Annotated in this window: 21 protein-coding genes; 7 read left to right on the top strand and 14 right to left on the bottom strand. The window is 61.1% G+C overall.

Annotated elements, in window-relative coordinates:
• Positions 1-10: 10 nt before the first annotated feature.
• Positions 11-907 carry a DUF58 domain-containing protein gene (locus PXH66_RS11670; protein WP_330931666.1) on the bottom strand — a complete coding sequence of 299 codons (897 nt, stop codon included), beginning with the start codon at positions 905-907 and terminating at the stop codon, positions 11-13.
• A gap of 120 nt (positions 908-1027) precedes the next feature.
• Complete coding sequence (locus PXH66_RS11665; protein ID WP_330931665.1) at positions 1028-1990, bottom strand: AAA family ATPase; 963 nt, start codon at positions 1988-1990, stop codon at positions 1028-1030.
• Positions 1991-2072: 82 nt separating this feature from the next.
• On the opposite strand from PXH66_RS11665, the gene PXH66_RS11660 reads away from it, so the two are divergent.
• Positions 2073-2465 (top strand): peptide chain release factor family protein, encoded by a 393-nt coding sequence (locus PXH66_RS11660; RefSeq protein WP_330931664.1) that lies wholly within the window; start codon positions 2073-2075, stop codon positions 2463-2465.
• A 37-nt stretch (positions 2466-2502) separates the two neighbouring features.
• On the opposite strand, the gene PXH66_RS11655 is transcribed toward PXH66_RS11660, so the two are convergent.
• Positions 2503-3051 (bottom strand): GNAT family N-acetyltransferase, encoded by a 549-nt coding sequence (locus PXH66_RS11655; protein ID WP_330931663.1) that lies wholly within the window; start codon positions 3049-3051, stop codon positions 2503-2505.
• Positions 3048-3593 (bottom strand): DUF1697 domain-containing protein, encoded by a 546-nt coding sequence (locus PXH66_RS11650; protein ID WP_330931662.1) that lies wholly within the window; start codon positions 3591-3593, stop codon positions 3048-3050. Before PXH66_RS11650 ends, PXH66_RS11655 begins: the two co-directional genes overlap by 4 nt.
• Positions 3594-3694: 101 nt before the next feature.
• On the opposite strand from PXH66_RS11650, the gene PXH66_RS11645 reads away from it, so the two are divergent.
• Positions 3695-4117, top strand: coding sequence for a hypothetical protein (locus PXH66_RS11645; protein ID WP_330931661.1), 423 nt, complete (start codon positions 3695-3697; stop codon positions 4115-4117).
• 31 nt (positions 4118-4148) lie between these two features.
• Here the strand turns inward: PXH66_RS11645 and PXH66_RS11640 are convergent, their stop codons facing one another.
• Positions 4149-5354, bottom strand: a complete 1206-nt coding sequence (locus PXH66_RS11640; protein ID WP_330931660.1) for a DNA recombination protein RmuC — start codon at positions 5352-5354, stop codon at positions 4149-4151.
• A 290-nt stretch (positions 5355-5644) separates the two neighbouring features.
• On the opposite strand from PXH66_RS11640, the gene PXH66_RS11635 reads away from it, so the two are divergent.
• The 5 genes from PXH66_RS11635 to PXH66_RS11615 all read left to right on the top strand — a co-directional run bounded on the left by PXH66_RS11635 (position 5645) and on the right by PXH66_RS11615 (position 12564).
• Positions 5645-6784 (top strand): ATP-binding response regulator, encoded by a 1140-nt coding sequence (locus tag PXH66_RS11635; RefSeq protein ID WP_330931659.1) that lies wholly within the window; start codon positions 5645-5647, stop codon positions 6782-6784.
• A complete protein-coding gene (locus tag PXH66_RS11630; RefSeq protein WP_330931658.1) occupies positions 6781-7992 on the top strand; it encodes a beta-ketoacyl synthase N-terminal-like domain-containing protein in 1212 nt (403 codons plus the stop codon). The genes PXH66_RS11635 and PXH66_RS11630 overlap by 4 nt, the downstream gene beginning before the upstream one ends.
• Positions 7993-8057: 65 nt before the next feature.
• Positions 8058-9986, top strand: a complete 1929-nt coding sequence (locus PXH66_RS11625) for an ATP-binding protein (protein WP_330932008.1) — start codon at positions 8058-8060, stop codon at positions 9984-9986.
• Positions 9965-11755, top strand: coding sequence for a GAF domain-containing protein (locus PXH66_RS11620; protein WP_330931656.1), 1791 nt, complete (start codon positions 9965-9967; stop codon positions 11753-11755). Before PXH66_RS11625 ends, PXH66_RS11620 begins: the two co-directional genes overlap by 22 nt.
• A gap of 53 nt (positions 11756-11808) precedes the next feature.
• Entirely contained in the window at positions 11809-12564 is a 756-nt protein-coding gene (locus PXH66_RS11615; protein WP_330932372.1) for a hypothetical protein, read from the top strand.
• A gap of 37 nt (positions 12565-12601) precedes the next feature.
• On the opposite strand, the gene PXH66_RS11610 is transcribed toward PXH66_RS11615, so the two are convergent.
• From PXH66_RS11610 to PXH66_RS11570, 9 genes are all read right to left on the bottom strand, one after another.
• Positions 12602-13420 carry a hypothetical protein gene (locus PXH66_RS11610; RefSeq protein ID WP_330931654.1) on the bottom strand — a complete coding sequence of 273 codons (819 nt, stop codon included), beginning with the start codon at positions 13418-13420 and terminating at the stop codon, positions 12602-12604.
• 53 nt (positions 13421-13473) lie between these two features.
• Entirely contained in the window at positions 13474-14298 is an 825-nt protein-coding gene (locus PXH66_RS11605; RefSeq protein WP_330931653.1) for a hypothetical protein, read from the bottom strand.
• 62 nt (positions 14299-14360) lie between these two features.
• Positions 14361-15167, bottom strand: coding sequence for a hypothetical protein (locus tag PXH66_RS11600; RefSeq protein ID WP_330931652.1), 807 nt, complete (start codon positions 15165-15167; stop codon positions 14361-14363).
• Positions 15168-15173: 6 nt separating this feature from the next.
• Positions 15174-16175 (bottom strand): ABC transporter ATP-binding protein, encoded by a 1002-nt coding sequence (locus PXH66_RS11595; RefSeq protein ID WP_330931651.1) that lies wholly within the window; start codon positions 16173-16175, stop codon positions 15174-15176.
• Positions 16176-16241: 66 nt separating this feature from the next.
• Positions 16242-17000: a class I SAM-dependent methyltransferase gene (locus PXH66_RS11590; RefSeq protein ID WP_330931650.1), complete on the bottom strand. Its 759-nt coding sequence runs from the start codon at positions 16998-17000 to the stop codon at positions 16242-16244.
• A gap of 69 nt (positions 17001-17069) precedes the next feature.
• On the bottom strand, positions 17070-17825 hold the full coding sequence (locus PXH66_RS11585; protein ID WP_330931648.1) for a class I SAM-dependent methyltransferase: 756 nt from the start codon (positions 17823-17825) through the stop codon (positions 17070-17072).
• Positions 17826-17833: 8 nt separating this feature from the next.
• Positions 17834-18613, bottom strand: coding sequence for a class I SAM-dependent methyltransferase (locus PXH66_RS11580; RefSeq protein WP_330931647.1), 780 nt, complete (start codon positions 18611-18613; stop codon positions 17834-17836).
• A 2-nt stretch (positions 18614-18615) separates the two neighbouring features.
• Positions 18616-20646 carry a M13 family metallopeptidase gene (locus PXH66_RS11575; RefSeq protein ID WP_330931646.1) on the bottom strand — a complete coding sequence of 677 codons (2031 nt, stop codon included), beginning with the start codon at positions 20644-20646 and terminating at the stop codon, positions 18616-18618.
• A 98-nt stretch (positions 20647-20744) separates the two neighbouring features.
• Positions 20745-23231 (bottom strand): delta-60 repeat domain-containing protein, encoded by a 2487-nt coding sequence (locus PXH66_RS11570; RefSeq protein ID WP_330931645.1) that lies wholly within the window; start codon positions 23229-23231, stop codon positions 20745-20747.
• Positions 23232-23242 lie beyond the last annotated feature (11 nt).

Raw genomic sequence — 23242 nt, 5'->3', positions numbered from 1 at the left:
TGATGGTGGGCTACATGGCTCGAAGCCGGGTGTGAAAAAAGCGCACGAGGGCGTCGAGTCGGCTTTCATCGGTGCCGACCACGAGGCGACTGAGTGGATCGGGAAACAGCGACGTCCACTGTTCCTCGCGTTGGGCGCGCCATTTCTCGTGGGCGGTGCGTTCGGCGCGACTGCCGTCGAGCGTGATGAGTTGTCCGCTGGTCGGATCGTAGGCGGCGAAGCGGTCGCCGGTGGGCAGCTCGCGTTCCCACGGGTCGTCGACGCGAAAGCCCATGGGCTGATAGCGTCGCGTCATGACGCTCCAGCCGTCGGGCACTTGGCGGGGCGGGAAATCGCCGAGCCAGATAAGAATCGAATGCTTGGGCGCGGCCTTGGCCAACAGGCGCCAGGGCATCTCGACGGTGCGCGGTTCATTGACGTCGGGGGCGGTGCTGCCGACGAGGGTCGCGGCAGTGTGCATGATGGCGCCGCGACCGCGCATCGGTTCGTGAAAGCTGTAGCCGTCGGGCGTGGCGTGAATACAGCCGACGCGATCCCGGTTGATGGCCCCGAGCATCATGACGAGTCCGGCAAGTTCGAGCAGGGCTTCGCGTTTGGACTGGGCGCCGGAGCCGAACTGCAGGCTCGGCGAATCCTCGAACAGCACCATGAAGGTGATCTCGCGTTCCTCGACGAATTTTTTGCGATAAGGTTCACCGAGCCGGGCGGTGACATTCCAATCGATATCGCGCACGTCGTCGCCGAATTCGTAGCGCACGACTTGATCGAATTCCATGCCGCGACCGCGAAAGGCCGAACGATATTCGCCACTGAGCACGGTTTCGACGGCGTGACGCACCCGCCACTCCAGACGCCGCAACAGGGCGAGGGCGGAGGTGGTGACGAGTTCGTTGGCGTCGGGTGGCATGGCAGGAAAAGGAAGAGTCGTTCGCTTAATCGTGCTCGTTTCTCGTTCTTAACCCCGACCCCGACTCATGGTGAGTTTCGAGCACGAGAACGATGGCGGGAACGAGAACGAAAAAAATTTTCAAACCGACGGGACGGGAGTCTTCGCAATGAGTTCCGCGAGGATTTTGTCCGGCGTCTGTTCGGCGGCTTCGGCTTCGTAGGTCAAGCCGACGCGGTGACGCATCACATCGTGCGCGACGTCCTGCACCAGAGCGGGCGAAACGAAGTCCTCCCCGCGCAACCAGGCCAGCGCCCGGGACGCTTGATAGAGCGCCAGAGAGGCGCGGGGCGAAGCGCCGAAACTGAGTAAATGGTATCCCTTGGCGTCGGGCACGGTGAGCGCTCGACTGCCGCGCACGAGGGCGAGGATGTAGCCCTGGACGGCCGGGGACACGTGCACCTGATCGACGGCGTTGCGCAGTTCCAGCAACTCGGCACCACTGGAGGCGGCCTGCAACTCCGGTGCCTTGGTCACCTGACCCCAGCGCTCCATCATGAGCGCCTCTTCGTCGGCATCCGGGTAGTCGACGAGGAGTTTGAAGAGGAAACGGTCCACCTGGGCCTCGGGCAGCGGGTAGGTGCCCTCCTGCTCAACCGGATTTTGCGTCGCCATGACGAAGAACGGTTTCGGCAACGGATGGGTCGTGCCGCCGATCGTGACCTGGCGCTCCTGCATGGCCTCGAGCAGCGCGCTTTGCACCTTGGCCGGGGCGCGGTTGATTTCGTCGGCCAGCACCAAATTGGCAAAGATCGGTCCGCGGTGGGCGGTGAATTCCCCGGTCTTGGGTTGGAAAATCATCGTGCCGACCACGTCGCTCGGCAGCAAATCGGGGGTGAATTGGATGCGTTCGAACTGCACGCCGAGGGCGGTGCCGAGTGATTTGATCAGCAAGGTCTTGGCCAGACCGGGCATGCCTTCTAGCAAAACGTGGCCATTGGCCAGCAGGGCGACGAGGAGTCGCTCGATGACGGCGTCTTGGCCGATGACGGCTTTGCCGATTTCAGCGCGGAGATTTTGAGACCAGGTGGATCCGTTGATCATGTCGTAAACGTTGCGAAACTGAGGTGAGGTGAGTTTGACTCGACTTCTGCGTGTAGGTTTCGCGCAGAAAAAAGACCGGACCATGGATTTACCAACCCAAATCGATGAGCGACTGACCGCCCTGGGCGTTACGACCGAGGATGTGGAGGAAAAATTTGTGCGCGGAACCGGCCCGGGCGGGCAGAAAATCAACAAGGTTTCCTCCACGGTCGTGCTGCGCCACCGCTCTTCCGGCATCGAAGTGCGGCGGCAGGAGGAACGTTCCCAAGTCGCAAATCGTCGGCTGGCGTGGCTGGCTCTTTGCGAAAAATTGGAGGCCCGGCGCAATGCCGCTCGCGCCCAGGCGTTGGCGGCGCGCGAGAAGGAACGCCGTCGCAAACGCACCAAATCTCCCGCGCAGAAACGTCGCATGGTCGCCGACAAACGTCATCGCAGCTCGATCAAACAACGCCGCGGGCGGGTGTCGGACGACTGAGGGCTGAGTTTCGCAACGCGCTGGCGCGACCCGTTTGTCACCTATTAGGTGACAAACGGGTCGGGTCGGTGGAGTAAACGAATTGGGGACGGGCGAGCCCGGGGAGGGTTCGGGATTCGGTGAGACGGAGGCCCAGTTTTTCCAACAGCCGGATGGAGGCGGTGTTGTCGGGTTGGGTGATGCCGAGGATGAGGTCGAGTGCCAGGGTGGTGCGGCCGTGGTGCATGGTCGCGGCGGCCGCTTCGAAACCATAGCCTTGGCGGTGGTGCGCGGCGAGAAAGCCAAATCCGATATCGGGGGCGTCGAGTTCTGCGCGACGCACGAAGCCGCAAGCGCCGATGGGCTCATCGGTCGCGCGGAGCACGATGACATCCAAGCCGTAGCCCCACCGTTGGCGGTGAGCGGCGAGTTTGGCGATATAGCCGCGGGCACCGGCCAAATCCCGAATGCCACGGTCGCCGGTGAATCGAACAAAGAGCGGATCGTTGAGGAGGCTCAGAAAGAAGGCCGCATGCTCGTCATGTGGGTGGCGAAAGACCAGCCGCTGGGTCGGTCCGGGCACCGGCGGGAGCGCGGTGGAGCTCATGCCGGGTAAAGTTCCGCGAGTTTTTGCAGCGTTTGCAGGTTTCGGGTCGTGCCAGTGGGGAAGTGGTGGGGGTTGATTTTGGTATCTTTCCACACGGTCGACGCGGTGAGTTTGGTCGCGCACCGCCAGTAGAGTTCGCGGTCCACCACGGCGAAGGCATCGGTCGTGGTGCGGAAACCATCGAGTTTCGTCACGATCTCGGAGGTGACCGGGGCGGCAAACAGCGTCACTTGCGTGCTGGCATGGGGCTGATCGCAGAACAGTTCACCGAGGGGCGCCTGTGCGACGAGCGCGGTGAGCTCGGCCCGCGTGCGCACGATGGTATTGACCGCATATCCCAGCTCGTTCTCGAGATGCGCGGCGATGGTGTCTTGCCAGACCGTCGCGCTGCGCGCGGTGGAAGTGAAGAGCACGTTGCCGCTGGCGATGTAGGTGGCGACATCGGTGACCGGGAGTTTTTCGAACACGGCCCGGAGTGCGTCCATCTTGATGCGCCGCCGCCCCAGATTGATTCCACGAAGGAAGGCGATGTAGCGAGGCATGGCGAATCATGCTGGGAGGAACTCCGACGCCAACGCGAGGCTAGGTTGCGGCTTCGCAGAATTCCGGGAACTCAGGAGGGGCGGCGGCGGTCTCGGAGCGCGTGACGACTAACCGCTGGCTGCGATCCGTGATGGTGGGGCTCTTGCTCCTCAAGGTGTTTATGGTGCTGGGCTGTGGAACGTCGCAGCGAACCCGGGCGGAAATCGCGCAGCCGATCGCAGCTCAATTGGGGTCACCGACGGCCGGACTACATCGTGAGATTAACGTCATCGCCACGGACGCCGACGCGATGGTGTTGGTCGACCGACGCTTGGTGGGGCTGGCGCCGCAACGTATCAAGGTGCCGGTGACGGCGCAGGGATTCATGGCCGCCCCGACCACGGTGACGGTGCGTTTCATCGCCCACGATGCGACCGAAGCCGCCACGACGACTCGGGTCACGTTGGAGACGACGGATCGACCACCGCAGCGACTTGAATTTGATCGCGAAGCCGCGCGGCGAATTTTCGGGGAGTTGAATTAGCCGGCGGCGCGGGAAGGCCGGGCGCGAAGGTTCAGGCTGACTCGTCGGAGGTCGGCAGGTTTTTTTGCGTTCTGACGCCGAGCTCACGCAATGCGTCGACTTGGCCGAGCAGGTTGCCGCGGCCGTCGCGCAGCTTGCCCAACGCGTCATCGTAGCTGGATCGCGTGCGGTCGAGATGTTGGCCGATATTTTCCAGATCAGTGTAGAGGCCGACGAATTTGTCGTATAGCAGACCGCCGCGCTTGGCGATTTCGAGGGCGTTTTTGGTCTGTTTGTCCTGCTTCCACAACGACGCGATGGTTTTGAGGGTGGCGAGCAGGGTGGGGGCGGTGACCAGAATCACGCGGCGGTCGAACGCCCATTCGTAGAGGGCCGGATCGGCTTGAATCGCGGCGGTGAAGGCCGGTTCGATGGGGACGAACATGAGCACGTAGTCGGGGGTGTTGAGCTGCCCCATGTCGTCGTAGCGTTTGCCGGAGAGTTCGTCGACGTGGCGTCGCACGGCGGTGGCGTGAGTTTTGAGCGAGGACGCGCGGAGGTCGTCCTCGGTGGCGTTGGCGAACTGCTCGTAGGCGACGAGGGAGACCTTGGAGTCGATGACGAGGTGGCGTTCATCGGGCAGGCGCACGATGACATCGGGGCGGAGGCGACGACCGTCGTCGTTGGTCATCGAGGTCTGGGTGGTGTAGTCCTCGCCGGCCCGCAGACCGGAACTTTCCAGCAGACGTTCGAGCACCAATTCACCCCACGCCCCGCGAGTCTGGGCCTGCCCTTTGAGCGCGCGGGTGAGGGCGTGGGCCTCGTCGGTGATGCGGGTGTTGAGCTGCCGCAGTTGTTCGATCTGGGTTTTGAGTGCGGCGCGATCTTCGGTGTCGCCCTTGTAGACGGTGTCGACGCGTTCGCGGAATTCTTTGATTTGCTGCCGCAGTGGGAGGAGCAGGGCATCGACCTGCGCCTTGTTGTGGTCGGTGAATTTCTGCGTTTTCTCGTCGAGGAGTTTGCCGGCGACGGCCTCGAACTGCGTTTGCATGGTCGCGCGCATTTTATCGAGGTCGGCGAGGTGTTGCTTGGTGCGCGATTCCTGTTCGGTAAAACGTTCGCGTTCGGCTTGCAAACGAGTGGCGGATTCGGCGGTCAACGCAGCCAGTTTTTGATCCGCCAGGACCTGGGCCTGACGGGCCGTTTCGTAGGCCGTTTGGGTCGTCGTCAGCTCCGATTTCAGACGCTCGATCTCCATGCTATCACGTTCATTCTGAGAACGAAGCAGTATTAAGCGGCCACGTTGAAACAGGGTAAAATACCCTAGTAAAATGACGGCCAGAATCGTAAAAATTATGGTAAAATCCATGTAAAGGGTGCGAATGCAGCGTTACTGCAAATGAGTGCCTGTTGCGCTACTTGACAGCGCCAGAGCCGCCTCGCAAACACTTCCGCTCTCCCGCTTTCGGCTGCGCATCTCTTCGGGTGCGTAAACAGACTCTTGGTTTGCCCCACTTCTGCCTTAAGGGAGCGCACATTATGTTAACCATGGCTACGGAAACTGCGATCGAAACTTCCACGCAAATTGACCGGCCCCGGGTATTAGTCGTCGACGACGAATATGGCCCGCGCGAGTCGATAGCATTCACGCTTGGCACGGAGTTCGACGTGGACACGGCGGAACGGGCGGCGGAGGCCTTGGCGAAGATCAAACAAGAGTCATTTGCCGTGATCATCCTCGACATCCGCATGCCGGAAATGGACGGAATCAAAGCGTTGGCCAAGATTCGGGAATTGGATCGGGAAGTGGCGGTCGTGATGCTCACGGGTTACGGCACATTGGCGACGGCCCAACAAGCGATGGTCGGCGGCGCGAATCAGTATCTGCGCAAGCCGCCCGATATCGAAGAACTGCTTTCGGCGGTGCGGCGGCAGGCGTCGGGCACGGTCGTGCGGCGGGAAGAGGCGAAGGCGAATTTGTCGTCGCGCCTCATGCTCGATAAATTGAAGCGCGAGATGTCGGAGACGCAGTCTTCGGTCTGGCAGGGTCGGGCGTCGGTGGAGTTGGTCCATGATCTGGCCAATCCGTTGACGGTCATGATCGGGTATTCGGGTCTGTTGACCGATGAAGCCGATTCGATTGCACAAACCAATCCCGAGATCGGCGAACGCATCAAAGAGTATTCAGAAATTATCGAGCGAGCTTCGGAGTATTGCCATCACTTGGCGGAAAATTGGCGGCAGACCACGCGTAAATCCAGCGAGTTTGCCGATGTTGATTTGGTGGCGCTGACTGAAGAGGTGAAAAAGGTCATCTTCTTCGGGAATCAGGCGATTTCGATTCAAGGGGTGAACAAGGCCGTGGTGCGCGGCGCGCGGTTTGAATTGGCTCGCGTATTGCAAAATCTGCTACGCAACGCGCTGGAAGCCGGCGCCACGGAATTGCGTATTAATGTCAGGACCGGAGCCGACAGCGTCGAAGTTGAATTGAAAGACAATGGGGAAGGCATGGACGAGACGGTGGCCAAGGAGGCGCTCAAGGGCGGGTTCACGACAAAACCCCACGGCACGGGTCTGGGATTGAGTATATGCCGTCATCTATTGGGGGCTCATGGTGCGACCATGGGAGTGGAGTCGGAGCCCGGCGAGGGCACCACGATTCGATTGGTATTTCCGTCCGTAAAATGAGACGTCGTCGTGTGAAAGTCACCGGCGTAGGGCCGGTGACGCCCGCTGGCATTGGCCGGGCCGCCTTTGAGGCGGGTATTCAAGAGTCGATCAGTCGGATAAAGCGATTTGACCGGCTGGGGCCGGATTGGGGGCCCTTTATCGCGGCGGAAGTCGACGACGACGAAATCAGTCGTCTGGTCAATCGGCGCGAACTTCCGAATCACCTGGCTCGACATTCCCTGCTCGGAGCGATCGCCGGAGTTTTGGCGGTGCGGGATGCGGGGATCGAGGTCAGTGAAATTCAGCGGGCCAATCCTGCTGTGATCACGGGAACTTCGATCATGGATTTCGGAGGAATCAACCGGGAACTGGAGTCAGTGGCGGAGAAGGGCGTGAAGGGAATCATTCCCCGGCTCATCTATACGGTGAGTGTCGCCAATGTGGGGTCGGCCATCGCCGAAGCTTTGCGCGTGAATGCGCGATCCTTGGCCGTGCAAAGTTCCTGTTGCTCCGGCCTCGACGCCATTGGTCGCGGGGCGGCGATGGTGGCCAACGGTGAAGCGGATGTGGTGATCGCGGGAGGATCGGAGGCGCCCCTGTTCAAGCACCCGCTGTTGGAGTTTCGTCGGGTGAATCTCACGCCCTCCACTTGGGACAATGCCGCCGAGCATTGTCGGCCGTTCGACCTGTGGCGCACCACCGGCACCGTGAGTGAAGGTGCCGCGATGTTTGTGTTGGAGCCGGAAGACAGCCCGCGACCGGGTTACTGCTTCGTCGATGGCTACGCCTTCGCGAACGACACGGTGGGTGATGTTTGCAGTGGCATGGAAGCCGCCATGGCGGATGCGTTGGCCGATGCCCGATTGCGTGCGGACGACATCGACGTGATAAACGCGTGGGCGCCGGGTCATACCACGATCGACGCGGCGGAGGCACGACTGATCAAAAAGGTGTTCGGCAGCCGCGCGGATGAAATTCTGACACACTCCATCAAAGGTGCCTTGGGCAATGCCCTGGGGGGCGCCCCCGCCATGCAGGCGGCGGCCTCGGCGCTGGGGCTGCGGGGACAATATGTGCCACCTTCCGTAAATTGGGAGTTCCCTGATCCGGGCTGTCCGTTGAGGATTTCTTCCAACTTGGAGTATTTCAATCACGACCACGTGATTATCAATGCTCACGGAATCGCCGGAATGAATACCTCGTTGGTCGTGTCCAGATGCAAATAACCAGTGCACTCATTACGGGAGGCATTGTTCTCGTTTTGGGAACGGGTATATTGTGGGCGAATCCCGTGCGTCGGACCAATCAAATGGTCGCGCTCTGTTCGCTGATCGCGGCCCTTTGGTTGAGCAGCTTGCATGTGACGGTGACGATTGCGTCGGAGAAGGGTCTTCCGTGGCTGCGACTGACCACAGCGATTGGAGCTTTTATTCCCCTGAGTTTATGGCTGGTGAAAGAAGCGATCACGTCCTCGGCCACCGGGCCGAGCCAGGGATGGCGACATCGGGGCTGGCTGTGGTTGGGCGCCTCGCTGGGATTGGCCATCATCTGTTTCACGGATCTCTTCATCCCCAGCTACTCCACAGATGATAAGCGGGTGTATGGGATCGGTTATTACGTCTACATCGGGGGACTGATCTCACTTTATCTGACGCTCTGTATTCGGGCGTTTACCCGCATTCGGTCGCTCACCGGTTTGCCGCGTTTGGAATTGCAAGTGTGGCTGCTGGGAGGCAGCGGAGCATCGCTGTGCGTGCTTCTGCTGATGTTGGCCCGGACGCTGTTTAAAATGCCGATCAATTTGCAGGGGATCGTCGTATTGGTGTTTTTCGGTTGGACCTCGATCGCGATCACGACGCACCGCATTTTCGACGCCCGACATCTGTTGCTCACGGCTGCGCAGAAGACGCTGCTGTGGCTCTTCGTGGTCGCGGGTGCCTATGCGTTTAGTGAAGTGGCCGGGCGCTACCTGCCGTCCACGATTGTGTTCGGTCTCACGATTGCGGTGGTCTTGAGTTTTGCGGGTTGGCTGGGAGGGCGACTGGATCAGTGGTTGCTGCGTTACCCCAATGCGATACAGGCGCGCACGGCGGCGTTTCAAGCGGCGCAATCCGAGATCAATACCGACAGTTTGCGCAAACGGTTTCACTCGATCCTGAACGGTTGGGGGCAGTCCGATCACGCGATTCTGTTGATCGAGGATGAGGACAAGTTTTGCGACAACGGCATTTCGGTGCAGGCCGATGACCTTTTCCTCGCCGCGCTGGAGGAAGTGATCTGGGCCACGCCGGAGAGACTGGTGCGCGAGCGGGAGACTCCGGCCCGATTGAGGCTCGCCTCCTTTCTCCGTGAACACGATTTGGGAGCGGTGGTCATGGAGCGCAGCTCGGCGCTCACCCTGGTGGTGGGCGTGGGACTTCGGCCGTCGCGCCGCCCGTTCACCTACCCGGAAATCGTGCAGTTGCGGGAGTTGGCCTCGATTTTTGAAAGTGCGCTTTCGCGGACGCAGCTGTTGGCCAAGGCGCAGCGCGCGGAACAATTGGCGACGGTGGGCCTACTCGGAGCAGGGGTGGCTCACGAAATTCGCAATCCCTTGGTTTCAATCAAGACCTTCGCGCAACTCCTGCCGAAGCACTACGATGATCCGAATTTTCGCGAACGATTTTCGCGACTCATCGGCGAGGAAGTAGCGCGCATTGATCGCCTCACCGAACAGTTGCTGGATTTGGCCGCGCCGCGGGCGTTCCAGCGCTCGACGGTGGCCTTGCATGAATTGGTGCGCGCGAGCATCGATCTGGTATCTGCGCGGGTCTCGAGTCGTAATGTGCAGATTCGCACCGAACTCACCGCTGCCCCCGACACCGTGTTCAGTGACGCCAATGGTTTGAAACAAGTGATCCTGAATCTCTGCTTCAACGCCGTGCAGGCTCAGGAGGAAATTTCCCCCGAACTACCAGTGGTGGTTTGCATCGCCACGCGACGCGCCGGCAAATTCGTGGAACTCTCCGTGGCCGACGACGGCCCGGGAATTCCCGACAACTCGCGGGCGCATTTGTTCGACCCTTTTCACTCTTCGAAATCAAATGGGTTTGGCTTAGGCCTGACTGTTTGTAGTGACATTCTTGCCAGTCTCGACTCCACCATCGCACTCGATCCCTATGAAGCCGATCGCGGTGCGGTTTTCCGTATCACTCTGCCGTGCCCGCCTCCTTCCTCCTAGCCACTGAAGACCTCTCTCTATTGCACGCTTGGAGCGCTCACGTTCCAGCGGGACGTCCGTTGTTAACGTTGGAGCAGGTCGCCGCCTATCATTCCCTGCCGTCGGGGGTGTCCGTCGTCGTGGTTTTCGACGCAATGTTGATCGAGCAATTTCCCAAGGTTCTCGAACGTTGCCCGTTGCTCGTGGTCGGCCGTCCGCATTCCGATGCTTACGAGGAGCTGAAATCGTCCGAGAAAGCGCGGCATTGCCTGAGTTATGAAGAAAGCCGGGAGCGGCTCGGAGAGTTTCTTCCCTTGCTCGAGGAAGTGGCGGAACGAGGTGCCGTGTTGGATCTGATGACGGAAAAGAATCGTCGATCCGAGGCCAGCCGACATCCGTTTTCACCGGTGGAGCAAACCTCCAACAGTGGACCGGAAATGTGGGATTTTCTGGAGGGAGCCGTGGAAAACATCGGCTCGCGGGAACGACTCCTGGCGGAGTTTCGGCGTGCTTCGCGTCACCTGCTGCGGGCATCGCACACCGTCTTTTTCCTGCGCGAAGAGAATCAGTTCCGCGCGGACCGCGGCTCTTCTCATTGTCCGGTCGAGGATCCGTTGATTCGTTACCTCTCTTCGCATCCGGTCGTATTGGACGGTATTGCCTGGCCGTCTCCGGATGACCCGCTTTCAGAGATGGCGGTGCGAAACCGCATGGCATTGTGGGGCGCGCGTCTGTTGGTGCCCTTGCATGACAACGGGCACCTAATCGGTATCATCGCGTGTGGGGTGCGTGATGATGGCCAACCCTACACGGAGTCGGACAAGGCGCGCGCCGTGCATGTAGCGCGACTGTTGCGACAGTTCATAAGCCAGCATCACCACTTTGCGCGGTTGGATCGGTTTTACGAAAACACGCTGCTGGGTGATCGGTATCTGCCGAAAACCCTGATGTTGGGACCCGATGAAGAACCGCCCCGTCAGGTTCCGCTGGTCGTCAGGTCGCTGGCCGGAAAAGCCCGCCAGCTTCGCGACACCCAACAACTTCGACCTTCGGCGGGACAACCCTTCCGGGCCGCGGCCGGGATCGTGGCCGAGACCGGCGGGGTGTGGGTTTTTTGGGATGAGGCCAGTGCGGAGATCGAAGATCAGGTGCAGGACAAAAGGCAGGGACGACTCGAACTCCTGCGCGATTTGTCGCTGACTCTGAATCATGAGATCGGCAACGCGCTGGTTTCCCTGTCGACACTCCGCCAAGCGGGAAAGGTGGACAAAGTGCCGTCGGGATTGGTCGAAACCATCGTCGAGGATGTGTCACGGCTCGAGCGGTTGAATCGTGATTTGGTGCATTTGGCCAATCTGACCGAGATGTCGGCGGAAGCCACCGATCTACGTTCGCTGCTCGGATCAATCGGCCAGCGACTCGACGTTCATGTCGACCTGCCACCCGACCCGGTGGAGATCTTGTTGGTGGACGAGTTGATTGTTTTTGCGCTCGAAGCTCTGGCCGAAACCGTGGTGCACAATCAACCAGCGGACCCCGAGAATCGGTTGTCGCTCCAATTGCGTTCGACGGGGCAGGGGGATGAAAAGACCGGACTGATTTCAGTCCGAGGTTCGGGCTTGGAGCTTGAAGGCATTTTGCCTCAAGCCGGACCCGATGAGACCCCTAATCAAGGGCGGCTGACGGTGTTCATCGCCAAGGAAGTGATCCGCCTACACGGGGGAGGAATCCACGCCGGACCGGGATTAGCGGGCACCGAAATCCTGATTTCCGTTCGCCGCTGGCAATGACCATGGGCGCGACGGCGGATGCCCTGATTGGGGAGTTGGATCGACGCGCGGATGTGGCGGCGGTGATCATGTTCGGTTCCCGGACCCGCGAAGGCGGCAACGAGGCGGACCAGTATTCGGACATGGATCTGCAGGTCATCACCTCCCGTCCGGATGAGTTGACGACGCCCGCTTGGATTATCCCGGTGATCAAGCAGGGTTCGCTCCGGGCGTGGGCGGTGCGCGACGCCTTTGGCGGTGTTAAAAAAGTTTCGATATTGTGCGATGACGACGCGATCGACCTGGTGATCGTGCCCTTGAAGATGATGCGCAAGGCCCGCCTCTTGTTGACATGGGGGATGCACCGTAGGCGGCCCAAAATCCGGCGTCAGTTTGGTGATATTGTGCTTACCATGGGAGGCGGTCATCGTGTGATTAAAGGCGGAAACGTGTGGGAGAACTTTTTTGCTCGCGTGGTGGCGGAAGTGCCGGAGCCGAGAATCCCCGCAGTTGAGGTCGAGAATCTGGCGGCACTTGCCCGCGTAGATCTGCACTCGATCGAAAGTAAGTTGGCTCGTGGGGAACTGAGGGCGGCGCAACGCTGGCTCCACGTGGGTCTGATGGAGACGTTGTTCAAATTGATGCACGAGCTGAAGCGCCGCCGAGGCGAACGATCGTTTCACGACGCGCGACGCGCGGAGTCGACCCTGACGGCACTTGAACTCGATCAAATCTCGGTGTCTGCCAGCTTGGATGCCGCGGAGATCGCCGAGGCGGCGCGCAAGGCGGCCCATACCATTCAATCACTCCGCGACGAGCTCCGAGGTTGAGTGGTGCGTCAGCGCCGAGGTGGGCGGAGTCTCGACATCAGTCGATAGTGACGAATCGGCGATCGAGCGCGGCGGGCGTATTTTGCCCAAAAAATCGGGCGGCTCCGTTGATCATCGCTGCATAGCGTTCGGCGAACGAAATCTTTTCAGCCTGAAAACTCAGCCGGGTTTCCCACAACAACACCTTACGTTTGTTGGCGCGCAGGGCGCGGCCGTCATAGGCCCCCAGGACGATGTAATAGCGCGGCTGCGAGAGCTCTTCCACGATTTCATCATACCGATAGTCCGTCGCCCGGTTGCCCCGGTCGTATTCGAGATCCGCAAAGCGCTGGGCAAAGCCGAGTATTCGGGCGATCTGCTCAAAATTACCGCCGCTGACAATAACGGGCCCTGCCGTCACCCCGGACGAACGGTTGATGGTTATCACCCCGGGCTGCACGGGTTGGACCGGACCGGCCATCGGCGCCAGCGGCGTGTGATTGAGCTCCTGGCCGGAGTTCAGGCGTTCTGCTTCGGGCGCGGTGCGACCGCGATGCACGACGATGATCACGTCTGCCGTGTCCTCGCTGTCGGCGGGCGAAAACCCCTGCTGCCGGAGAGAACTTCCGACGATGGCCCCGAGTTCTCCGAAAGCTACGGAGGTCATCGAATCGTTGTCTTCTCCGGTGAGGTGAAATTGTCCCTCGGCGATGACAAACGTTTCCTTGCCGTAATCGGGCGAGGCCGGGTCATCGACGTGTTGGTAACCGCCGTAGGTTTTGGAGAACGTGACCACTTTGGCCCGTTCGGCCGCGAACGCGGACCCCATGGTCAACAAGCTGATGGCGATTAGGGCGGCGGAGGTGAGTTTGCTCATGAGTGGGGGATTGTGGGGGAGTCGAGGTAATCGTCCCGCGGGACGGATGAATCTCAATCGATCGTAACAAAGCGACGGTCCAGCGCTGCCGGGGTGTCGCGGGCGAAGTGTTCCGTGCCTGCTTTGATCATGGCAGCGTAACGCTCGGCAAAGGACTGGCGTTCGGCGAGGAAGCTCAAACGTGTTTCCCACTGCCGCGTGAATGCGTTGGTTTTCCGCCATGCCGCAAAGTCGAACGCCTCGAGCACGATGTAGTAGCGTTCCTGCGACAGCTCTTCGACAAGTCTCTCGTAGCGTCCATCCGTCGCGACATTACCGAGTTCGTATTCCACTTTCTCCAACTGCGGCAGCCAGCCGAGTCCGGCGGCGATGGTTTTCAGGTTTCCATCGGTGGATACAACTTCTCCGCCCCCGCTCGAAAAACCTACCATCGGCTGGTTGCCGGGGGCGGTTACCAAACCACCGCCACGGCTGATGGAACTACCGGCGGTGGCGGTGTCGAGTGGAGACCCGGAATGTTCCGTCACCCCGCGGGGATTGGTGCGGCCGCGATGCACCAGGATGAGCAAATCGGCTTGATCCGGGTTGCGCGCCATAGCGTAACCCCGGCGACTGAGAGCGATCGCCAGTTTGCGCGACAATGTTTCAAACGGCACGGCATCGAGGGTCGCATCAGACGGACCGCCGACGTTGAACTTTCCCTCGGCGATGATGAACGTGGCGCGCTCCGCCGCCGGGGTGGCTGCCGTGGCGTCGTAGTGGTAGCCATCGTGCGTCTGCGCAAAGGTGACGAGTTTGGCTTTTTCTGCGCCGAGCGAGGTGGAGGAGAAGAGCAGTGGCCCGAGAACGAGCAGCAGAGACTTTGAGGGTAAGTTCACGGGCATGAACCGTTTCGGACCCGTGGCCTTGGGTGGGGTTCCCTGTCGTGTCCGGCGGGACGCTACGGGAGGCGGACACTGCGACGCACCAAGCGGCCGCGTGTGGTTCCGCCCAGGTAACGGGCTCCACCTTCGATCATCGCGCGGTAGCAGTCGGCGAATGCCAAGTCCGCCGCATCGACACTGAGTCGGGTTTCCCACAACAGCCCCCGGTCGTGGTCCCGCTTCATCGCGGACCAGTCGTAAGCCGCGACGATGATATAGTAGCGATCCTTGGAGAGCTCGCGAAAGAGACGTCTAATGCGTTCTTCGACCGCGGGGTGATTGAGCTCGTGCTCCTGGGTTTCGAAGAGATCACGAAAGCCGAGAGTCGCGGCGACGCGGGAGCTCCGAAGCGGAATCGAGCGATAATAGACGGAGTGTCCGGGATCTGTCGCTTTGCGGATGTGGTAGGTGCCGTGTTGGGGCGGAATGGGCACTGAAATGATTTCGGGTGTGCCGGAATTCAGCGGATCAGGAGGATTCAAGGCTTGGGTTCCTCCTCTCGTGCGCCCGCGATGAATTACGATCCGCCAATCGGCTGCCTCCGAGTCCTCGATTCGCACGAAGTTCGGTTTTGAAAGTGCGGCCGCGATGTCGTTGGCAACCTCGTCAAATGGGACGCTCTTCAGGTCAGTGCCCTCGGTTTCACCCCAGCTGAACTTCCCTTCTCGCACGACAAATGTGGTGACGGAGCGATCGGAGGCCGCGCTTTCGTGTCGGCGGGCAAACGCGGCGAGCTGCAGTCGTGCGGCGACGACGGAATTCGATGCGAGCGCCAACAGGACCAGCAATACCGCGAGTCGAGGGAAGGTAGAACCGTGATGCATGGGTGGTTAGTGTCGCTCGAACAGGTCCGCGATCACGTCTTCGAGGGGGACATCCTCGATCGTGATGTCGGCGACCGGGCCCTGATTTAGAATCTCTTGTGAGACCTCGGCCACCCGGGGACCGGGAACCCGCAAGTGGAACTTGCCCACTTCGTCCCGCGTGGTTGCGCCAAACGCCGATTGCCAGTCGGCGGGAAACGCCACCCGGCCGGCGCTTTCGGCGCTGTTGAGGTCGGGCACGAACGTGATGATTTTTTGGCGCGTGCCGGCCGAGCCGGTTTCGAGGCGGTTGAGGTCGCCGTCGTAGATCTTGTTCCCCTTGTGGATGACGATCACGCGGTCGCACAGCTCCTGGATGTCAGCCATGTAGTGACTGGTGAGCAGGATCGTGACCTTGTAACGTTTATTGTAAGCGCGCAGAAAACTGCGCACGGCCCGCTGGGAGGCGACATCGAGTCCGATCGTAGGCTCGTCGAGGAACAGCACCCGCGGACGGTGGAGCAAGGCGGCGATGAGTTCCATTTTCATGCGCTCGCCGAGAGACAACTCGCGCACCATGACGTTGAGTTTGGGGCGCACATCGAGCAGGTCGACGAGTTCGTCCAAGGTTTCCTGATACTGCTCCGCCGGGATGCCGTAGATGTGGCGCAGCAGCAGGAAGGATTCGATCGCCGGAAGATCCCACCAGAGTTGGTTTTTCTGGCCGAGGACGAGGGCGAAAATACGGCGGTAGGCGTTCTCGCGTTTGGTGGGGTCGAAGCCGGCGACGCGGGCGCTGCCGCTGGTCGGATAAATCAAGCCGGCCAGCATCTTTAACGTCGTCGTTTTGCCCGCGCCATTGGGACCGAGAAAACCAACGAACTCGCCTTCCTTGATGGAAAACGAGATGTCGTTGGCGGCCGCCAACTCCTCAAATTCACGTTTGACCAGGCCTTTCACGCCGCCCCAGAAACCGGGCTGTTTTTTGTAGGTGCGGAAGATCCGCGTGAGGTGGTCGACTTCGATCATGGTGAGGGGAAGGGATTCAACGGGCGGTTGCTCGGTTGGCCAAGCTCAAGCGTGGATGGCTCGCCGCTATTTCCACAACATGACGATTTCCATAGGGGCGTTCCGCCGCATGACTTGACGGGTGATTTGCCAGGTGTGATCGAGTTTTTTGCGGTCGAGATCTGCCTGATCGGTCGCGGTGCTGTAGCCGGGGTGATAAAGCTCGGCGAGCGTGTCGGCGGGATGCGGTAGTCGCAAATGGCGTCGGAAGCCGGCGGCTTCGCCCAGCTCGATGATCCGCGAGACCGGCATGTCGCGTTCGTGCACCCCGAAGCGTTCGATCGCCTCCTGGGAGGTCGGAGAGTCGTGATGCCCTGATCCAGGTTCGAACGCGATGAGCGCGCCGTTGGCCTTGAGCGCCCGGTGGGCACACGCCATCGCTTTGGCCGGTTCCTCGGCGTGGTGCAAAGCGTCGTAAAACAGCACGACGTCGAAGGACTCCGCCCCGTCGAAATACTCATAATCGCCGACCTCGTAGTCGAGATTACTCAAGCCCGCTTCGTCCCGCCGGTGTTGGGCGGCGGCGATGGCTTCGGGGGCGATGTCAACGCCGACGACTTCATGGCGTTGTTGCGCGAGAATGTGGCTCAACCAACCCACGCCGCAGCCCAGATGAAGCAGCCGAATAGGGGGCGCGGGCAGCAGATGGAAAATCGCGGCGAGGTTGGCGAGGTTGAATTTGCAGTGATCGTCGGAGAAGGGTTTGCCGAGAGCATGCGCGATGCCTTCGGGCCCTTTGCGGGCGTAGTATTCGCGTTCGCCTTGTTTGGGGTCGGATTCGTTCAAAGTGGTGGATGGTGACGGCTCGGATGGGAACTCCCCGCCGGAATGGCGCGGGCTCGGTCGTCCGAGACCTTACTTCCAAAGCACCACAAACGAAAGGTCCGGCCGTTGAAAAAAGAACCGACGAAACGCCCGGAACACCCCGAGAATGAATTTGCCGCGGGCGTCGCTGGAAGATTTCGCGTGGGCGTAGCTGGGTCGGTAGACGGTGCGCATGAAGTCCCACGGCTGGGGCAGCGTGAGGTGGCGACGAAAACCGGCGGCGGTGGCGAGGCGCACGATTTCGGGAATGGGCATGTCCTTCTCATGCACGCCGAATTCGGCCACGACTTGTTTGGCTTCGGTGGTGTCGCCGTGACCTTTGCCCGGTTCGAATGCGATCATGATGCCACCGGGTTTGAGTGAGCGGTAGGCCGACGCGATGGCATCAGCTTCGTTTTCGGCATGATGCAGCGCCTCATAAAAAATCGCCGCGTCGTAGGAGGCGTCGCCGACGATTTCCTCGTAGTCGGCCAAGACAAAATCGAGGTGGTCGAGCCCGAGGGCGTCTCGCTGGGCGGTGGCCGCGGCGATGGCATCGGGTGAGATGTCGACCCCCGTGGTGGTGAAGCCGCGGCGGGCGAGCATGATCGACATCCAGCCCACCCCGCAGCCGAACTCGATCACTTTGGCCGGCGGCTCCGGCAGCAGGTTGAAGATGGCAGTGAGGTTGCCGAGATTGCGGTTACACTTCTCGTCGGTGAACGGCTTGCCCTGCGCATGCGTGATGCCGGCCTCGCCGATGCGGGCGTAGTATTCGCGTTCGCCTTGTTTGGGATCGATTGGCACGGGTGGAGTCAGTTGGTCGGTTTCCAAGAAACCACGATGCTGTGGTCGTCCTGGCGGCCGATGGCGCGACGGATGAGGCGACCGAGTCCGAGCCAGTATTTGCCGCGCAATTCACGACTATCGGTGGCGCCGGCGTAGCTGGAGCGGTAGATGTGGCGAAAGGTATCCCACGGAAAGGGGAGGCGAAGGTGGCGGTCGAACCCGGCGGCTTCGGCGAGGGCGATGATCTGGCGCGCGGGCATGTCGTTTTCGTGCACGCCAAATTTGGCGACGACCTCGCGGGCTTCCGGTGTGTCGTGGTGACCGTCGCCGGGTTCGAAGGCGATCAGCATGCCACCGGGTTTAAGGGCGCGGGCGGCACAGCGCACGGCGAGCGCCGCGTCTTCGGCGTGGTGCAGGGCATCGTAAAAATAAGCGACATCGTAGGTGCCGCCGCCGTCGAATTCTTCGTAGTCGGCGAGGGCGTAGGTGAGGTGATCCAGGCCGGCGCGATCACGGGCGGCGTTGGCCGCGTCGATCGCTTCCGGGGCAATGTCAACGCCGTGGACAGGGTAGCCGCGGCGGGCGAGCAGAAGCGTCAACCAGCCGACGCCACATCCGAACTCGACGAGGCGGGCGGGCGGGGGCGGCAGGAGCTGAAACAGCGCGGCGACGTTGGCCAGGTTGACGTTGCAGGCGTCGTCGGAAAACGGCTTGCCGAGCGCGTGCGCCAGTCCCTCCTCACCGATCCGGGCGTAGTATTCACGTTCGCCTTGTTTGGGGTCGGGAGGAAGGGACGGATCGGGCATGATTACCAGATCTTGGCGCGATCTTCGGGCGCACGCCACATCGGATCGCCGGGTTGGATGTCGAAGGTTTCGAAGAACTCTGGCACGTTGACCAGCGGACCGATGGAGCGAACCATGCCGGGCGAGTGGACGTCGGACGCGACGGAGCGCTTGAGGCGGTCTTCGCGGTATTTGGTGTGCCAAATCTGCGACCACGAAAGGAAGAACCGCTCGTTGGGCGTGAGTCCGTCGATGAGCCCGACGCGCTTGTTAGCGAGGGAGCGTTGCAGGGCTTCGAAGGCGATGGAAACGCCGCCGAGGTCGGCGATGTTTTCGCCGAGGGTTTGGTCGCCTTTGACGAAGACGCCGGGGAGGACCTCGTAGTCGTTGTATTGGTCGATCAACTTCTGGGCGCGGGCGCTGAACTTGGTGGCGTCGTCTTCGGTCCACCAGTCGGCGAGATTGCCGTGGGCGTCGTAGTTGCGGCCTTTGTCATCGAAGCCGTGTGTGATCTCGTGGCCGATCACGCCGCAGATGGCGCCGAAGTTGACGGCGTCGTCCATCTCGGGGTCGAAGTAAGGCGGCTGCAGGATGCCCGCGAGAAACACGAGCTGGCCGGCGGACGGTTGATAGTAGGCGTTGACCTGCTGCGGCGTGCGCAACCACTCGGTTTTATCGAAAGGCTTGCTGAGCTTGGCCATGCTGCGAGCGGAATCAAACCGGGCGCCACGCATGACATTGGCGAAGTAATCCTCGCCACTGATTTCGAGCGCGGAGTAATCGCGCCACTCGGGCGGATAGCCCACGACGACCCGGAAGGTGGAGAGTTTCTCCTGCGCCTTGATCTTGGTTTCGGCACTCATCCAATCGAGTCCATTGATGCGATCTTTGAGGACGTCCTGCATCATGGTGACCATACTCTCGAGGCGATCGCGCACGGCGGGCGGGAAATACTTGGCGACATAGATTTCACCGAGGGCGAAGCCGATGTTGCGATCGACGCGGCGCGCGGCGCGTTGCCAGCGCGATTCCTGTTCGGGGGTGCCGCTGAGCTCTTTGGAGAAGAAGCGAAAGTTTTCGTCATCGAACTCGCTCGCCAAATGGGGGGCGGCCGAGGTGAGGGCGTGCCAGTGCAGGTAGGTTTTCCAATCGGCGAGGGACTCGGACCCGAGCAATTCACTGAGTCCGGCGTAAAACTCGGTCTGCTTCACATCGATTTCGGTTTCCGTGTCGGGTAAGCCGATGGTCTTGAGATACACGTTGAGCGGGAAATTGGGCATGAGGGCGGCGGCGTCCGCGATCGGCATCTTGTGGTAGTTCTCGATCGGATCGCGCATCGCGGCGACGGATTTGGAGTTCGCGGCGAGCTTGGTTTCGAGAGCGAGAACGGTTTCGGCGTCGGCGCGGGCTTGGGCGGTCGGCGTGCCGGCGAGCTCAAACATGCGCGTCATGTGGTCGACGAACAGGGGCAGGTATTTGGCGTGTTGCTCTTCGAAATAGTAATCCCGGGTCGGCAGACTGAGTCCGCCCTGCACCATTTGAAAGATGACATCCTCGTTGTTGCGTTGGTCGGCATACGGGTAACTGCCAAAGAGCGGCGAGCCGATGCCCTGATGCGCCTCGGCGACGTAACGGGCGAGGCCTGCCAAGTCGTCGATCGTGGCGATGCGGGCGAATTCCGGGAGGAGGGGGGAGATGCCGGCGGTTTCGATCGCCGCCGTGTCCATGGCGGTGCGATAAAAGTCGCCCACCTTTTGCAGGTTGGTTCCTGGAGCGGCGGTGGTGCGGGCGATTTCTTCGAGCAGATTGTGAATCCGTCGCCAGTTGTTTTCGGCGAGACCGTCAAAAGCTCCCCAGCGGGATTTGTCGGCGGGGATTTCGGTGGCGTCGAGCCACGCGCCGTTGGCGTAGCGGTAAAAGTCCTCCTTGGGACTGACCGAGCGATCCATGTGGTCGACGGTGAAGTTGAGGGGGATGAGCTCGGTCTCCTCGGCCGCGAGGACCAAGGGCAGAGCGATGAGGGCGACAAGCGCCCAGGGTCGATTCAGTTGCATTGTGGTCCAACGAACCAACCTAAGCGGTGAATGCAACGTCGGGTTGACGAGTGGTCTGACGACCGGTTGAGCGGGCGCGTCGGGTATGCCGCCCCCCGCTATTCGTCGTCTATGACGTAGAGTTCGAGCAACGCCTCTCCGTCGGTTCCGTCGGACGAGTCGATATGGGCGGTGTAAGCTCCGGGCGCGAGTTCGACGAGCAGGGCGGCGTCGGTCGAGTCGAGAGGGAGAGGGAAAGCGCCAAGTTGGGCGGCCAGAGTTGCAATCTGGACCGCGTCGTGGTGGGCCCAATCCTCGTTGAGCGCGATGACTTCACCATCGGCATTGAACAAAGTGATGCGCGGATCGAGGCAGGCGTCGGCGACACCGAAGTTGCTCAGCGCCGGACCGACAGCACGGATCAAGAGACGCACCGTTCGTTGATAGTCGGTGATGTCGGTGATCACGAAACCGCTGATGAGCACATCGTCGCCGGCTCCGACCCGGCCGCGCAGGGAGAGGTTGGTCAGGCGGGCATCGATGTTGAGGCTCGGGTAGATTTCCACCAAAGCGGTGCCGTTTTGTGCGGCCTTGGCTTCGACGGAGGACGTGAACGCACCGGTGGGAATCAGCTCCCATAGCTGGGCATCGGCCGAGTCTGGGCGCAGGCTGAAAGCCCCCAAGCGGGCGGGAAAAAACGGGCCACCCACCGGTTGCCAATCGTCGTTGACGGCGATGTCCGCTCCAAAGAGGTGACTCATTCGCAGGAAGGGGTCCGGCAAGGGATGGGAGACGTTGAAGTCGGCCAGAGTCGGACCGACCCCGCGGGTGAATACTTGCGCCGACCATGCGCCTTGCAAAGAGGTCGGCCGATCGCTTTCGATCACAAACCCCGCGATCAAATGTTGTCCGGTTTGAGCGGATACGCGGCCCCGCCCGGAAATATTGACCAGCGCCGGACCGGGCGGAGTCAGGCTGATAACGTCGCTCAGCGCGAAGCCGTGCGGACCGGTGACCTTGAGTTGGTAGCTGCCAAAGTAGTCCGCCGTGAGCCGCGGGAAAACGAGGTCAGCCTGATCGCGGACTTGTGGTGGCGGACCGTCGTCGAGCCGGAGCCATTCGAATTGCAGCGGACCGACCCCGTTGGCTTCGCCGTCGATGGTAAACGACGCGTGGCGAGAGTAGGGGTAAACGGTGGCGGTTCCGGGAAACGTCCAAGGGAGAGGAGCCTCGCGATAAACCACCGGGGTGCCACCGTTGGCGGTGCCGGAGGCGTTCAATCGGGCGACCCGCCGGGTGGCGTGGCCACCGACGTTGGAAAAGTCTCCCGCGACGATGATCCCACCATTGGGCTGAAACAGAAAGTCATCGATCCAACGACCGAATGAGTATGAGACCATCCAGGTCGGGTCGCGCGAAAGGTCCGGTAGGAGACGGTGAAGCTCGCCAGCGAAGCCTCTGACGTAGAGCCGGCCGTCGGGCGCGACGGTGGTGTTGGACAGCGCTGGGGGACGAGGCACGGAGCGAATCAATTGTCCGGTGGGATCATACCAATTGAAGCCGTTTGCAGTGTCATCCCACCACGTGCCGTTGGCGAGCGGCACGGGACGCGATCCCCGAAAGATGATGGGGTGAAAACCCACCACTTCGCTGCCGTCGGCTTCCAGCAAATGGGCTTGGCGAGCGTAGGTTGAGTCGTCGTCGCCGATGCCGCTGATCAGAATGATGCGGTCGTCTTCCAATCCGGCGTCCTCCAAGCCCTCGATCGAAAGCACACCGTAGGTGTTCAGCGAACGCTCAAAAGTGATGGTGCCGTCGGGGGCGAGTCCGGCGACATGGGATGAGTCGCCGATTATCCATCCACCATCGGATTGGCGCACGCGCCAACGGGCGGTATCGAAGCGACCGGTTGGGTCGGCCATGGCGGTGGTGGTGCCGTCGTGGTTGATTTGGACAAAGCCGGTGGTGGTGCGTTTCACGAGCGAACCATCCGGATACATGCCGACCAACAGAGAGGCAGGGCTGCTACCATCTTCTTCCATGATCACGTCGAACCGGCTGCCGTCGGCCGCAATCCAACCGTGTTGGCGAGAATTTCCGAGACCGTGGAGCGTGGCGCCGATCGCGCCATCGAACCGGGTGAGATGGAGGTCAAAACTGTCGTCGGCGTTGGGGGTGGCAATCGGGCAACTGAAGCTGCGATCGACAATACTTTCCTGCACGGGGATCGCGACGTTCAGAGTAAACGGATTGCTGGTGTAGGTGAACCCATCGCGCGTGATGTGGGCGCGATAGTTGCCGGTGTCGGCGGCAGTGAGCGTTGCGATATGCAGCTCGGCTGTGTTGGCTGACGCGATGGGCAGGCCACTCCGGGACCACGCCACCGTGTCTCCATCCAGCGCGGAGATGGCGAGTGTGATGGCACTGCCGAGCAACGGATAGTGATCGCGACCGGGCAGGGTGGCGGTGGGTGAAACGACCCCAATGGTTGCATCGAATCGGGAACGGTCGGGCGATTGGGCGGAGACGCCCGAACTGAGCACCAAGGCCGCCAGAACGGGGTTTATGCGGCGGAGAACCGCAGCTGGATCGAAGAATAAGAACATGGGTTGAACGA

Source organism: Synoicihabitans lomoniglobus (genome assembly GCF_029023725.1).
Taxonomy (GTDB): Bacteria; Verrucomicrobiota; Verrucomicrobiia; order Opitutales; family Opitutaceae; genus Actomonas; species Actomonas lomonigloba.
This window is presented reverse-complemented; position numbering and strand designations above follow the sequence as displayed.